Origin of the sequence: Paraburkholderia tuberum STM678 (assembly GCF_902833905.1) — a bacterium.
GTDB lineage: Bacteria > Pseudomonadota > Gammaproteobacteria > Burkholderiales > Burkholderiaceae > Paraburkholderia > Paraburkholderia tuberum.
Genome location: NZ_CADFGP010000103.1, coordinates 1 through 13,507, shown reverse-complemented (window position 1 = coordinate 13,507; position 13,507 = coordinate 1). Strand labels below are relative to the sequence as shown.

Below are 13,507 nucleotides of genomic sequence, written 5' to 3'. Positions count from 1 at the left end.
ACCGGGATAAAAGCGCCGTCGCGCGGCCTTGGCAGCGGAAGTTTCTAGGCTACAGCGTCACATGGCACAAGCAGGCGCGGCTGAAGATTGCCGATAGCAGTCTGAAGCGACTGAGGGACAGGGTGCGCGAAATCGTGGTGGGGAATGCCTCGCGCAACCTCGCCGTCACGATAGCGGCACTCAACCCGGTGTTACGTGGCTGGGCCTCATACTTCCGCTTGACCGAGGTTAAAGGTGTACTGGAGGAGCTGGACGGGTGGGTACGGCGCAAACTGCGCTGCCTGCTATGGCGGCAGTGGAAGCGTCCGTCCACCCGTCACAAGCGACTACAAGCGCGAGGCCTGGATAAGACGCGGGCATGGAAGTCGGCAAGCAACGGACGCGGTCCTTGGTGGAACGCCGGAGCAAGCCACATGAACGCGGCCTATCCCAAGAGCTTCTTTGACGTATCAGGGTTGGTTTCGCTGCTCGATACCCAGCGGCGCTTCCAGCGTGTTTAATGAACCGCCGTATGCGGAACCGCACGTACGGTGGTGTGAGAGGGCGACGGAGGTAACTCCGTCCCCTACTCGATGTCGCAACGAAGCGGGCTTGTTGTTTCTGGCGGCTTCGAACCGATATGCGGACATTGCGTTCTTCGATACGTTCGAAGAACGGGCGCGTCCGCATGGGGTGAACTGTCGGGCGCGAAATACGTCGGACGTTTGAGCGCGGCGTTTGCCGCCGTCGCGTGCCGAAGTCCGGGCGCGCTGCCGAAAGAAGGAGGTTGAATCGATGTCCAGCAAGTCGCGAGTTCGCAAGCCCGGCCGCACGGCCATGTCCCCGTTGTTGCGTTCTCTGACCCAGAGCCGCACCGCGCACGCGCCGGTCACGCAGACCATGCTGTTGCAGGCCTACGCCGCGCTCGATGCATTGCGCCGCGGCCACGGCGCGCGCATTCTGCACACGACGCTGAGCCGGCATTTGCTGGTGTCGCAGGAACTTGTGCATGCCGGATGGGGCGCCGACGCGCGCGCCGATATCGAAAGCGCGCATGCGGCGATGGTGCGGCTCGATGTGCGCGAGCGCCAGACTGGCCGCTGGTCGCTCGAAGACGACGACTACGCAAGTCTGTGCGCGGCGCTAGCGATTTTCGACGGACAGTTGTCGGCGGCGTCGCTGAGCGAGCTGGCGAGCGCGGAAGCGAAAATGATCGAAGGTTTGATGCGTTCCGCGCGACTGCGCGCGCTGGCGGAAGCGGCGGTTTGAGCGGCACGCATCTGGCGGCGCGCATTTCGAAAAGCGTCGCGGGTCACCGGCGCTGCGCTCAATGCGCTATCGGCGAGCCCGAGCGAGTGGCTGCCCGCTGCGCTGCGTTTCGTCGAACGGCTGATACGACCGTTTCAGCGCGGACGTAAATGGATTCCGGACACATTGAAAGCGGCATCGACGTGTCGCGCGAGGCCGGCTGATGCGCGTGGCGCGGCTTGTTACGAGTGTCCGTAGAAGTCCCGCTGGGCGCGTTTGCCGCTGCGATTCCCGCTTGCTAGACTGGCTGCGCCTGCTTGCCGCCTACCTGCTTGCGTACCTCCTGCATACCGCCGAGGCCAGGCGTCGCTGGCGTCGTTGCGATGCCGACCCGCGCATACAACCACAACCGAGCCCTATCGGAGACATCATGTCCTACATGCTGCTGATCGTCGAACCCACGGACCAACGCGAGGAGCGCGCCGAAGCCGCGGGCCGCGACCTCTACGACCAGATGGTGCGTTTCTCCGAGAACCTGAAAGCGCGCGGCAAGCTGCTCGCGGTCGAGTCACTGACTTCGCAGAAGGACGCCGTGCGCGTGCAGGTCCGCCATGGCCAATCGAAGCTCGTCGACGGGCCGTTCGCCGAGGCGAAGGAGATGATCGGCGGCTTCTTTCTGTTGAACTGCGACAGCCGTGAAGAGGCCGTGGCGATCGCGCAAACCTGCCCGGCGGCGTCGTGGTGCACGGTCGAGGTGCGCAAGCTCGGACCGTGCTTCATCTAGGCACGCGTGATTCCCACTTCACTCGCTTCGGTGTTTTCCCTGGGATGTGGGGACCGCCGCGCGTGTCGATCGGACCGTGCATCGCGCGTCGTGTGAGTAAGGGGCGAGCCGGCGTGGCCCCGCCAGGCGATTCACAGGAATCCACTCACGACCAACCACTAACAACAAGGAGCAACGACATGCGATTCATGATCATCGTAAAAGCCACGGCCGCGAGCGAAGCCGGCGAGATGCCCGAACCGTCGCTGATCGCCGCCATGGGCGCCTACCACGAAGAACTCGCGCAGGCCGGCGTGCTGCTCGACGCGACGGGCCTGCAGCCGAGCTCGAAAGGCTGGCGCGTGCGCTATAGCGGCGGCAAACGGAGCATCGTGGACGGGCCGTTCGTGGAGACCAAGGAGCTGATCGCGGGCTATACGTTGATCCAGGTGCGCTCGCGCGACGAGGCGATGGAATGGGCGCGGCGTTTTCCGGCGCCGTTCGGTGAGCACGCCGATGGCGAAATCGAAGTGCGGCAGCTGTTCGAACTCGACGACTTCGAGCTGGGGCCGGAAGTCGAGCGCTTTCGCAAGCTCGAAGAAGATCGCCGCTGATTTGATGGACTACGTCTGGGAGCCCGCGTACATGTTCCTGAACGCGCAACCGCCGGCAGCAGGTGAAGGCTGACGCCGTGACGATACAGGCCACCCATCGTGCGATCGACGCTGTCTGGCGGATCGAATCCGCGAAGGTCATCGCTCACGTCGCGCGGATCGTGCGCGACGTGGGACTCGCCGAGGAACTCGCGCAGGACGCGCTGGTGGCCGCGCTCGAGCATTGGCCGGACGCGGGCGTGCCCGACAATCCCGGAGCGTGGCTGATGACCGCCGCGAAGAACCGCGCGCTCGATCGCCTGCGCCAGGAAGCGCTGCATGCGCGCAAGCGCGAGGAGCTCGGCCACGATCTCGACGCGATCGAAGCGCACGTGGTGCCCGATTTCGTCGATGCGCTCGACGCCGCGCGCGCCGACGACATCGGCGACGATCTGCTGCGGCTCATCTTCACCGCGTGCCATCCGCTGCTGTCGACCGATGCGCGCGTCGCGCTGACGCTGCGCCTGCTCGGCGGCCTCACCACCGACGAAATCGCGCGCGCGTTTCTCGTGCCGGAGCCGACCATCGCGCAGCGGATCGTGCGCGCGAAACGCACGCTGTCGGCGGCGCGCGTGCCGTTCGAGGTGCCGCAGGAGGACGCGCGCGCGGCGCGGCTCGCGTCGGTGCTGCAGGTGATCTACCTGATTTTCAACGAAGGTTATTCGGCCACGGCCGGCGACGACTGGATGCGCCCGACGCTATGCGAGGAGGCGTTGCGGCTCGGGCGCGTGTTGAGCGGACTCGTAGCCGGCGAGAGCGAGGTCCACGGTCTCGTCGCGCTGATGGAGATTCAGGCGTCGCGTACGCACGCGCGCACCGACGCCCAGGGGCGTCCAGTACTGCTGCTCGATCAGGACCGCAGCCGCTGGGACCCGCTGCTGATTCGCCGTGGCCTCGCGGCGCTGGACAACGCGCATGCGCTCGGCGGCGAGAGCGGGCCGTATGCATTGCAGGCGGCGCTCGCCGCGTGCCATGCGCGAGCGCGCCGCGCCGAGGACACCGACTGGGCGCAGATCGTCGCGCTCTACGATGCGTTGGCGCAGGTCGCGCCGTCGCCGGTAGTGGAGTTGAATCGCGCGGTCGCGGTGGGGATGGCGTTCGGGCCGGCCGCCGGACTCGAGATCGTCGATGCGCTCGCCGCCGGTTCGGCGCTCGCGAATTATCACTGGCTGCCGAGCGTGCGCGGCGATCTGCTGGTCAAGCTTGGACGCGTCGACGAAGCCCGCGCGGAGTTCGAGCGCGCCGCGGCGATGACGCGCAATACGCGCGAGCGCGAGTTGTTGCTGGAGCGTGCGCGCGGGCTCGCGGATTGAGATTGGCACATTGGTGCTGGCACATTGGTGCTCGCGCACACGTCAGTGCCGCCTCAACGAATCAGCTGCCGCACCCCCAACGCAACGATCAAGCCGCCGCACACATGATCCACCCACCTCTTGCCGCGCCGATAAGCCGACGCGATGCGCTGATGCGACAGCGCCAGCGCGACGAACCCATACCAGCTGCTCGCGACGACGAACACCATGCCGAGCATCGCGGCGAACGTGCCGGTGCTCACATGCGCTGGCGCCGCCGACGAAAACACCGCGGCAAAAAACGCCATCGACTTCGGATTCGCGATGTTGGTCGCGAAGCCCTGCGCGAACGCCTGCCTGAAGCCGCCCGCCGGTGCCTTGACGAGCACCGCTTGCCGCGCCGCCGAGGCATTGAAGATCAGCCGCCCGCCGAACCACAGCAGGTAACATGCGCCCACGATCCTGACCACGAGCGCGAGCCACGGGAACGCGGCGAACACGATGCCGACGCCAAGAATCGCGCAGCTGGCCCAGAACAGACTGACGAGCACGATGCCGGCGACCATCGCGAGCGCTTCGATGCGCGTCGCCGAAGCGGCCTTGTGCGCGACCGCGACGAAGTTCGGGCCCGGGCTCACCACGCCCGCGACATACACGGAAAACACGCCGACCACGGCGGACCCATCGATCACGACACACTCCCGATTGCAAAGCTCTGGGTGAAAAGCAACGCGAGCATCCCGCTCATAGCCCGAAAAACGCCGCGCCCGCGGTCAAGACGCCCACTCCCGCGACGAGGTACGACAGATTGCGCAGCCAGTTCTTGCGCGTGAGCAGCGTGATCGCGCACAGCGCAATCGCGACCTGAATCAGCAGCGTCGCCTGAGCCCAGCGATGATGGCCGTGCAACAGCATTTCGCTGCGCGTATCGGCGGCGACGACCTGTTTTTCGATCGCTTCTGCGTTCGCGCGGATCGGCTCCTTCTGCTGCTTGTATTTCTCGACGTCGGCGACGAACTTCGCGTGCGCGTCGCTATTGGGCGCCGACAGCGCCGCGCCGAGTTCCGCGAGGTTTTCCTTTTCGCCCTTCGCCTGGTAGTAGCTCCACTGGTTCGACGCTTCGGTCTTCTTGATCGCGGCTTCGTTCTTGTAGAACAGCGCGAGGTTTTCGGCGTTGCCGCTCTGGTACGCGCACAGCGCGCCGATCGTCGCGAGGATCGCGGTCATCACGGCCATGCGGCTCGCGAACGGATCGGCGTCGTGATGCGCGGCGTGGCCGGCGTGTTCGACGGCATGGTCGTGCGGACCGTGCACTTCATATTCTTCAGACATCAGATTCTCCGAGGCAATGCTTTTGTCGTTCTCGCCGGACGGGGCGGGCGCCCGGCGGCCTCAATCTTAGCGTGTGGCCGACGCCCGGAGGCCGCAGCTTCAATGCACGGTGTCAGAGGGACGGTTATTGCATGCGAATCACGACGCGCCCGCGCGTGCCGGCGGCGACCGCCTCGTAGGCTTCGCGCGCGCGGGCGAGCGGGAATTCCTGCGCGATCGCCGGGCCGCTCAGCTTGCCGTTGTCGAAGCCCTCGACGAGCGCCGTCATCAGCGGCGCCGATTCCGCGACGCCGAGCTTCGCGCTGTCGACGCCGAGCAATTGCGTCTCGTTGTGATAGAAGTCGATCAGATCGAACTCGACGCGGCGCTTGCCGGTCCCGCTGATTTCGAGCACGCGGCCGCGCCGCTTCGCGAGACTCAGCGCGGTCTCGAACGCGACACCGCCTACCGTGTCGTACACGACTTCCGCGCCCGCGCCGCCGGTCAGTTCGCGCACGCGTGCGGCCGCGTGTTCGTCGAACGCTACGTAGGCGTCGATCAGGCGGCCCGCAGGCGTGGCGGGATCGAGCGGCCGGCGGTCGACGGCGATCACGCGCGCGCCTCGCGCTTTCGCGATCTGCACGACCGCGCCACCGACACCGCCGCTCGCGCCAAGCACGGCAATGGTCTCGCCGGCCTGCAACTTTGCGTATTCGACGGTGCCGAGCCACGCGACCACGAAGTTCACGCCAATCGCCGCCGCCTCGACGTGGCTCAACGCCACGGGCTTGCGCGACAGCGCCGCGACCGAAATGCTGAGGTACTCGGCGTGCGTGCCGTCGCGCGTGAAGCCGATGTCGCCGCCGGTTCCCCACACCTCGGCGTCGAGCCACGCGGCCGGGCCGTCCACCACCACGCCGCTGAAGTCGCGCCCCGGCGTGCGCGGCAGCACCGTATGTTCGAAATGGCCGGACACGTTCTTCACGTCGCTCGGATTGACCGAGGCCGCCATGACCCGCACGACCGCATGCTCCGCGTCGGCCTTCGGCGTCGGCAGATCGACGTATTCGAGCACTTCGGGGTTGCCAAAAGATTTGAACTGAATCGCTTTCATCGTGCGTGGCTCCGGTTGGTCTTGCGCCGCGTTGCGCAGCGAATGCACCGTAGTCTAAGTGATGCGAGTAAGGGCATCAGGACGACGGCTTTCAGATTTCGGACAACAACCCGCGCGCCGGGTACGCGATCACCCAGGCTCTAACCCGCCTGACCCGCCTCGTCGGCCTTCGGCGCCTGAGCATGCCGCTGGTGTTCGGCGGCCAGAAACATGTACATCGCCGGCACGACGAACAACGTGAACAGCGTGCCGATCGACATCCCGGTGAAGATCACGAGCCCCATTGCGTTGCGGCCCGCCGCGCCCGCACCCGACGCGATCACGAGCGGCACCACACCGAGCACCATCGCCGCGGTCGTCATCAGGATCGGGCGCAGCCGCACGCCCGCCGCTTCCTCGACCGCTTCGCGCTTCGCGCGGCCCGCGCGCTGCAGTTCGTTGGCGAACTGCACGATCAGAATGCCGTGCTTGCTGACGAGCCCCATCAGCGTGACGAGGCCGACCTGCGTGTAGATGTTCAGCGTCGTCAGGCCGATGTTGATGAAGATCAGCGCGCCGAACAGCGCCATCGGCACCGAGATCAGGATCACGATCGGATCGCGGAAACTCTCGAATTGCGCCGCGAGCGCGAGGAACACGATGATCGTCGCGAGCAGCAGTGTGATGACGAAGCCGCCCGACTCCTGCACGAACTGGCGCGACTCTCCCGAGTAATCGGCTGAATAGCCGGCCGGCGCGACCTGCGCGGTCGCCTTGCGCAGAAAATCGAGCACCTGACCTTGCGACACGCCCGGCACGATCACGCCGGAGATCGTCGCCGAGTTCAACTGCTGGAAGTGGTTGATCGATTCTGGCACGACGCTGTGCCGCAGATGCGCGATCGTCGACGCCGGAATCACGTTGCCGTCCGGCGTGCGCAGATAGTAGTCGAGCACTTGCGACGGATTGAGCCGGTCGATCTGCAACACCTGCGGAATCACCTTGTACGAGCGTCCCGCAATCGAGAAGTAGTTGACGTAGCCGCCGCCCAGCGCCGACCCGAGCGCCTCTCCGACGTCGCTCTGCGACAGCCCGAGCGAGGCCACCTTGTCGCGGTCGACGACGAGCGTCACTTCCGGCTTGTCGATTTTCAGGTCGCTATCGACGAAGAAGAACATGCCGCTCGCACGCGCTTTTTCCAGCACTGCTTGCGACACCTCGTTGAGGTTTTCGAACGGCTCGGTCGTGCTGATCACGAACTGCACCGGCAAGCCCTGCGCGCCCGGCAGCGGCGGAAACTGGAACGCCGCGACGCGCGCGCCCGCGATCTGATTCCACTTCTGCTGCAACTCCTGCTGCAGCACGGTCGCGTTCTTGCCGCGCTGATCCCAGGTCTTGAACAGCACGCCGCCGATGCCCCGGTTGACAGTCGGCGAGCCCGTGAGTTGGAACATCTGCGAATATTCGGGCAGTGTCTTCGAAGCATCGAACACCTGGTCCGCGTAGGTCTGCATCTGCTGGATCGTCGCGTTGGGCGGCCCGATGATCTGCGAGAGCACGATGCCCTGGTCTTCCTGCGGCGCGAGTTCCGACTTCGAGGTCATGAACAGGTACACGGTGCCGCACAGCAGTAGCGCGCCCATGATCACGAACACGGGCCAGGTGTCGAGCGTCGCATGCAACAGGCGGCCGTAGCCGCGATGCACGCGCTCGAACTGGCGGTCGACGAAACGCGCGAAGCGCCCCGACTCCTGCGCGGCGCGGAAGAAGCGCGAGCACATCATCGGCGACAACGTGAGTGCGATTACGCCCGATACCGTCACCGCGCCCGCGAGCGTGAACGCGAATTCGGTGAAGAGCGCGCCCGTCAGCCCGCCCTGGAAGCCGATCGGCGCGTACACGGCGATCAGCACGACGGTCATCGCGACGATCGGGCCGCCCAGTTCGCGAGCGGCGATCAGCGCGGCGTCGAACGGTGTCCTGCCTTCGTGCTTCATGTGCCGATCGACGTTCTCGACGACGATGATCGCGTCGTCCACGACGAGCCCGATCGCGAGCACGAGTGCGAGCAGCGTGAGCAGATTGATCGAATAGCCGAGCACCTGCATCACGAAGAACGTGCCGATCAGCGACAGCGGCATCGCGATCAACGGCACGATCACCGCGCGGAAGCTGCCGAGAAACAGGAAGATCACGACGGTCACGATCACGAGCGCTTCGACGAGCGTTTTGATCACTTCCCTGATCGCGGTGTTGACGAAGTCGGTCGCGTCATAAACGATGTCGCCCGTCATGCCGGTCGGAAACTGCTTCTGCAGATCGGGAAACACGGTTTTCACGCGCTTGGCCACATCGAGAATGTTCGCATCCGGCGCGACCTTGATGCCGATGAACACCGACCGCTTGCCGCTGAACGCGACGTTGAAGTCGTAGCTGTCGGCGCCGAGCACGACGTTCGCGACATCCTCGAGGCGCACGAGCGAGCCGTTCTTCTGCTTGACGACGAGCTGCTTGAAGTCGTCGACGGTATGCAGGTCCGTGCCCGCTTCCAGGTCGACGCTGACCATTTGCCCCTTCGTCGTGCCGAGCGTGGCGAGATAGTTGTTGTTGCCGAGCGCGGTGTACACGTCACTCGCGCTCACGCCGTGCGCGGCGAGCCGCGCCGAGTCGAGCCACGCGCGCATCGCGAACTGCCGCCCGCCGAGCACTTCGGCGGTCTGCACGCCCTGGATCGAATCGAGCTTGGGCTTGACCACGCGCAGCAGGTAATCGGTGACGTTGTTGCTTGGCAGCACGCTGCTGTAGAAGCCCATGTACATCGCGTCGGTGGTCTGCCCGGTCTGCACCGTCAGCACCGGCTGCTGCGCCTGCGGCGGCAACTGGTTGCGCACCGAGCCGATCTGCGTGTTGATCTCGGTCAGCGCGCGGTTCGCATCGTAGTTCAGACGCAGCGTCGCGATGATCGTCGACACGCCCGTGATGCTCGTCGACGACATGTAGTCGATGCCCTGTGCCTGCGCGATCGCCGCTTCGAGCGGCTGCGTGATGAAGCCGGCGATGGTGTCCGAGTTCGCGCCATAGTAGGCCGTCGTGATCGTGACGACCGCGTTCTCGGTCTGCGGATACTGGCTGACCTTTAGCACCGCGAGCGCGCGCAACCCGAGCACGAGGATCAGCAGGCTCACGACCGAAGCGAGTACCGGCCGGCGAATGAAGATGTCCGTGAACATGATCGGGCGGCCTCGCTTATTGTTCCTGCGGCGTCGGATTCGGACTGTCCGACGGCTGCACGCGGTTGTCGATGATCAGCGGCGTGCCGTTCTTGAGCTTGATCTGGCCGCTCGTCACGACCTGCGTGCCGTCGTCGATGCCCTTCAGAATCGCCACCTGGTCGCCGCGCGTCGGCCCCGGCGTTACGAACACCTGCTGCGCGACGGGCAGCGTCTTGCCCTGCGCGTTGGGTTGCGTGCCGGGCTTCACGATGAACACGGTCGCGCCGTACGGGTTGTAGGTGATCGCCGTTTGCGGCAGGGTCAGGTAGCGCTGTTCGGCGCCCGAGTCGATCTTCACGTTCGCGTACATGCCGGGCAGCAGCTTGCGCTCGCGATTGTCGACGCTCGCCTCGATCTGTACGTTGCGCGTCGCGCTGTCGACTTTCGGGCTCACCGACTGGATCTTGCCGCTGAAGGTTTTCCCGCTGTACGCGTTGGTGTCGACGCTGACGGTTGCGCCGATCGCAAGCTGGCCGAGCTGTTGTTGCGGTACCGAGAAGTCGGCGTAGATCGGATCGATGGCTTGCAGCGTGACGATCGCGTCGCCGGGATTCAGGTATTGCCCCGGATTGATCGTCGTGATGCCGAGGCGCCCCGCGAACGGCGCGCGAATCGTCTTCTTGTCGACGAGCGCCTGCTGTTGCGCGACCTGCGCCTTCTTGCCCTTGAGGTCGGCCGCATCGGCGTCGAGCTGCGCCTTCGCGATCGCCTTGATGTCGTACTGCGCGCGGTCGCGCTCGTAGACCGTCTGTGCGAGTTGGGCCGCGGCCTGCAGCGATTGCAGCAGTGCGACGTCGCTGTCGGCGTTGAGTCGCACGAGGATCTGTCCGGCTTTCGCTTCCTGCCCCGACACGAACGCGACCTCGCGCACGAGGCCGGCGACTTCGGTCGTCACGTCTACGCCGCGCACCGCGCGCAGGCTGCCGACCGCCGCGAGCTGCGGCTGCCACGACTGATAGTGGACCACCACCGCCGAGACCGTGGCGGGCGGCGCGGTGTTGGCCGTCATGAACTTCGCGAACATGTGCGCGCGAAACAGGTTGAAGCCGACCAGCGCGGCGAGCAGCAGGCCGACGCTGATCAACATGATCACCATCCGCTTTGTCATCGGTTTTCTTTCGGCCATCGTGATGTCCTTGCTCGGCTTGGGGCGAGGGCTGGGGTTGCGTCAGGGCACGGTCAATGTGGCGTTGTGGCGGTTGCCGTCGTTGCTGATGGCGACGACGTGTTCGACGCGCTCGCCGACGCGGCGGCCGGCGCGGCCGCGGACTCGGGCGCGGCGGCATTCCACCAGCCGCCGCCGAGCGCCTGGAACAGCGCCGCCGTGTCGGCGTAACGCGCGGCCTGCGCCTGCGCGAGACTCACGACCGTTTGCTGATACTGGCGTTGCGCGTCGAGCAGCGCGAGGTAGCTGACACCGCCGACGTGATACTGTCCGCGCGTCAGTTCGAGCGAATCGCTCGCGGCGCGCGACGCGTCGGTCTGCGCCTTGAGGCCGGTTGCGTCGTGTTCGAGCGCGCGCAGCGTGTCCGCAACGTTCTGGAACGCGAGCAGCACCGTCTCGCGGTATTGCGCGCCGGCCTGCTCGTAGGCGGCCTCGGCCGCGCGCTTCTGCGCGCTCAGCTGGCCGCCGTGAAAGACCGGTTGCAGCAAGCCCGCGCCGATGCTCCAGATCGTGCTGCCGGCCCTGAGCACCTGCGCGGGCGTCAACGCTTCGGCGCCGTAGCTCGCGGACAGCGTGATCTGCGGATACATCGCCGCGGTCGCGACGCCGACCTGCGCGCTCGCCTGATGCAGCGTGGCGTCGGCGGCAAGGATGTCGGGGCGCTGGTGCACCAGCGACGACGGCAGGCTCACGGGCAGCGTGTCGGGCAGCGAGAACATGTCGAGCGTGAAGTCGGGCACCGAGGTATCGCTCGGCAGCTTGCCGGCGAGTACCGCAAGCTGATGGCGCGCCTGATCGAGCTGCTGTTGCAGCGGCGGTAGCGTCGCGCGGGTCTGCGCGAGCAGCGTTTCCTGCGCGAGCACGGCCGTGCGGCTCACGCCGCCGAGTGAAAATTGCTGGTCGAGCACGTTCAGTTGCTGCTCTTCCTCGGTAGCGATCCGCTCGGTCGCGTCGATCTGCGCGCGCACCGACGCTTCCTTGACCGCCGCGGTCACGATGTTGGCCGATATCGTGAGATAGGCGGCCTGCAGCTGGAAGCGCTGATAGTCGATCTGCGCATGCAGCGCTTCGAGTTCGCGCCGCGCGCCGCCGAACACGTCCAGCTTGTACGAGACGTTGACCGACGCGTTGTAGAGATTGAATTCCTCGACGAGGCCGGGCTCGCCGAACGCGATGCCGTTGATCTTTTCGCGCGTGGCGCTCAGTTGCGCGTCGACGCTCGGCAGCAAGGTGCCGCCGGCTTGCGCCGTGTAATTCTCGCGAGCCTGTCGCAACGCCGCCTGCGCGGCGGCCATGTTCGGACTGTTGGCGATCGCCTCGCGGATCAGCGCGTCGAGCGGCTCGCAATGAAACAGCGTCCACCACGCGGCGGGAATGTCCTGGGCCGGCGCGAAACGCTGCGGCAGGCCTGCGGGGCCGGGCGCGGAGGCGGTCTGGTCGGGCAGCGGCGTGGTGGTGAAGGTGTCGGTGGCCGGCGCGGGCGGCGCGTGGTAGTCGGGGCCGACCATGCAGCCGGCCAGCGCGACGCAGCTGCACAGCGCAACGTAGAGGCGCCGCCAGACAATACGCTGACTCACGTCGATCATCGATCTACCTTGTATCGCCAATGGCGGGTGGACCGGACGAAGATGTTCAGGGCACCCGAACGTTCTTGGAGTTGTCTTGCCGACGCTGGAATTTACCATGCACGGCGCGAACCGCGCTTGGCCTCGCGTTCGCTGGCGGACGAAGGTGGATACGAGATCACGTAGGAGGGCGGTGATGGCAGGCGGTGCTGCCGCTGTCTGCCACGCCCGGCGCGGTATTCACGACAATTTCACGGATTCGGGCACGCGGTTGGCTCGGCATCGCGCTTGGCGAACTGGTCGAGCTGTTGCCTGGTTATCGATCGTCTGGTTTTACCGGGCCTCGTCCGCCGCTCGGCGCTGCGCGATCAGATCGGCGAGCCGCTCGACCTGCTGCCCTTGCGCATCGAAATTGCCCGCGTCGAGCCACCGCTCATAGCACGAGCGCAATGCCGGCCACTCGCTGTCGATGATCGAAAACCACGCCGTGTCGCGATTGCGCTCGCGATAGACGATCGCCTGCCGGAAGATCCCCTCGAACGTAAATCCATAGCGCAACGCGGCCTTGCGCGACGGCTCGTTGAGCGAATCGCATTTCCATTCGAAGCGCCGATAACCGAGCTTGTCGAACACTTCGCCTAGCAGCAGGTACATCGCATCGGTCGCGATGCGCGTGCGCTTGAGCCGCGGCGAATACGTGACGTGGCCGACTTCGATCACGCCGTTGGCCGGATCGATCCGCATCAGCGAGAGCGTGCCGACCGGCTTGCCCGTCGCCAGGTCGATGACCGCGTAGTGCAGCGGATCTTTCGATGCCGCCATCTGCGTCAAACGCTCACGATAGGCGGCGAGACTGTCGAACGGGCCGACCGCCAGATAGGTCCAGTCGCGGCCGTCGATGGCCGAGCCGTACGCGTCGAAGAGGTCGGCCGCGTGGCGCTCGACGTCGACCGCTTCGAGCCGGCAATAACGGCCGCTCAGCGGCTTGCGTCCTGGCGGCTGCGCGCCGTGCCAGCCGGGCAGGGGCGCGCCGATTGGCTGGCCGTAGGCGTTACGTGTGGGTTCCATGTCTGTTCTTATATGGACGCCTCCCGGTTTGCCAGGTGATATTCGGTGTGTGACGGACAGGATGAGGTTGCAGACTTATATCCGGCCTGTGGTGCGGA

12 protein-coding genes are annotated in these 13,507 nt (G+C 65.9%); 5 read left to right on the top strand and 7 right to left on the bottom strand.

Annotation, left to right across the window (positions count from 1 at the left end; genetic code table 11):
* From HWY30_RS38850 to HWY30_RS38830, 5 genes are all read left to right on the top strand, one after another.
* Nucleotides 1-500: group II intron maturase-specific domain-containing protein (locus HWY30_RS38850; protein ID WP_279613337.1), on the top strand; the 500-nt coding region annotated here is incomplete at its 5' end.
* 274 nt (nt 501-774) lie between these two features.
* Complete coding sequence (locus HWY30_RS38845; protein ID WP_090810306.1) at nt 775-1,248, top strand: hypothetical protein; 474 nt, start codon at nt 775-777, stop codon at nt 1,246-1,248.
* A 409-nt stretch (nt 1,249-1,657) separates the two neighbouring features.
* Nucleotides 1,658-2,011, top strand: coding sequence for a YciI family protein (locus HWY30_RS38840; RefSeq protein ID WP_090807928.1), 354 nt, complete (start codon nt 1,658-1,660; stop codon nt 2,009-2,011).
* A 179-nt stretch (nt 2,012-2,190) separates the two neighbouring features.
* Nucleotides 2,191-2,604, top strand: a complete 414-nt coding sequence (locus HWY30_RS38835) for a YciI family protein (RefSeq protein ID WP_090807926.1) — start codon at nt 2,191-2,193, stop codon at nt 2,602-2,604.
* A gap of 77 nt (nt 2,605-2,681) precedes the next feature.
* Nucleotides 2,682-3,956, top strand: a complete 1,275-nt coding sequence (locus tag HWY30_RS38830; RefSeq protein WP_090810303.1) for an RNA polymerase sigma factor — start codon at nt 2,682-2,684, stop codon at nt 3,954-3,956.
* A 53-nt stretch (nt 3,957-4,009) separates the two neighbouring features.
* Here the strand turns inward: HWY30_RS38830 and HWY30_RS38825 are convergent, their stop codons facing one another.
* From HWY30_RS38825 to HWY30_RS38795, 7 genes are all read right to left on the bottom strand, one after another.
* Nucleotides 4,010-4,627 carry a LysE family translocator gene (locus HWY30_RS38825; protein ID WP_090807924.1) on the bottom strand — a complete coding sequence of 206 codons (618 nt, stop codon included), beginning with the start codon at nt 4,625-4,627 and terminating at the stop codon, nt 4,010-4,012.
* Nucleotides 4,628-4,679: 52 nt separating this feature from the next.
* The gene (locus HWY30_RS38820) at nt 4,680-5,267 is read right to left on the bottom strand and encodes a DUF4337 domain-containing protein (protein WP_090807922.1); all 588 of its coding nucleotides are present in this window, start codon (nt 5,265-5,267) and stop codon (nt 4,680-4,682) included.
* Nucleotides 5,268-5,391: 124 nt separating this feature from the next.
* Nucleotides 5,392-6,360 (bottom strand): quinone oxidoreductase family protein, encoded by a 969-nt coding sequence (locus HWY30_RS38815; protein ID WP_090810301.1) that lies wholly within the window; start codon nt 6,358-6,360, stop codon nt 5,392-5,394.
* Nucleotides 6,361-6,500: 140 nt separating this feature from the next.
* A complete protein-coding gene (locus HWY30_RS38810) occupies nt 6,501-9,569 on the bottom strand; it encodes an efflux RND transporter permease subunit (RefSeq protein ID WP_279613335.1) in 3,069 nt (1,022 codons plus the stop codon).
* Between the two features lie 16 nt (nt 9,570-9,585).
* Nucleotides 9,586-10,737 (bottom strand): efflux RND transporter periplasmic adaptor subunit, encoded by a 1,152-nt coding sequence (locus HWY30_RS38805; RefSeq protein ID WP_090807918.1) that lies wholly within the window; start codon nt 10,735-10,737, stop codon nt 9,586-9,588.
* A gap of 53 nt (nt 10,738-10,790) precedes the next feature.
* The gene (locus HWY30_RS38800) at nt 10,791-12,362 is read right to left on the bottom strand and encodes an efflux transporter outer membrane subunit (RefSeq protein ID WP_090807916.1); all 1,572 of its coding nucleotides are present in this window, start codon (nt 12,360-12,362) and stop codon (nt 10,791-10,793) included.
* 312 nt (nt 12,363-12,674) lie between these two features.
* Nucleotides 12,675-13,409, bottom strand: a complete 735-nt coding sequence (locus HWY30_RS38795) for a GNAT family N-acetyltransferase (RefSeq protein ID WP_090807914.1) — start codon at nt 13,407-13,409, stop codon at nt 12,675-12,677.
* Nucleotides 13,410-13,507 lie beyond the last annotated feature (98 nt).

Bases quoted from the DNA above. Each gene is read 5' to 3' on its own strand.
- HWY30_RS38810 (WP_279613335.1), bottom strand. From the start codon at position 9,569: ATGTTCACGGACATCTTCATTCGCCGGCCGGTACTCGCTTCGGTCGTG.
- HWY30_RS38800 (WP_090807916.1), bottom strand. From the start codon at position 12,362: ATGATCGACGTGAGTCAGCGTATTGTCTGGCGGCGCCTCTACGTTGCG.
- HWY30_RS38820 (WP_090807922.1), bottom strand. From the start codon at position 5,267: ATGTCTGAAGAATATGAAGTGCACGGTCCGCACGACCATGCCGTCGAA.
- HWY30_RS38805 (WP_090807918.1), bottom strand. From the start codon at position 10,737: ATGGCCGAAAGAAAACCGATGACAAAGCGGATGGTGATCATGTTGATC.
- HWY30_RS38815 (WP_090810301.1), bottom strand. From the start codon at position 6,360: ATGAAAGCGATTCAGTTCAAATCTTTTGGCAACCCCGAAGTGCTCGAA.
- HWY30_RS38840 (WP_090807928.1), top strand. From the start codon at position 1,658: ATGTCCTACATGCTGCTGATCGTCGAACCCACGGACCAACGCGAGGAG.
- HWY30_RS38795 (WP_090807914.1), bottom strand. From the start codon at position 13,409: ATGGAACCCACACGTAACGCCTACGGCCAGCCAATCGGCGCGCCCCTG.
- HWY30_RS38835 (WP_090807926.1), top strand. From the start codon at position 2,191: ATGCGATTCATGATCATCGTAAAAGCCACGGCCGCGAGCGAAGCCGGC.
- HWY30_RS38845 (WP_090810306.1), top strand. From the start codon at position 775: ATGTCCAGCAAGTCGCGAGTTCGCAAGCCCGGCCGCACGGCCATGTCC.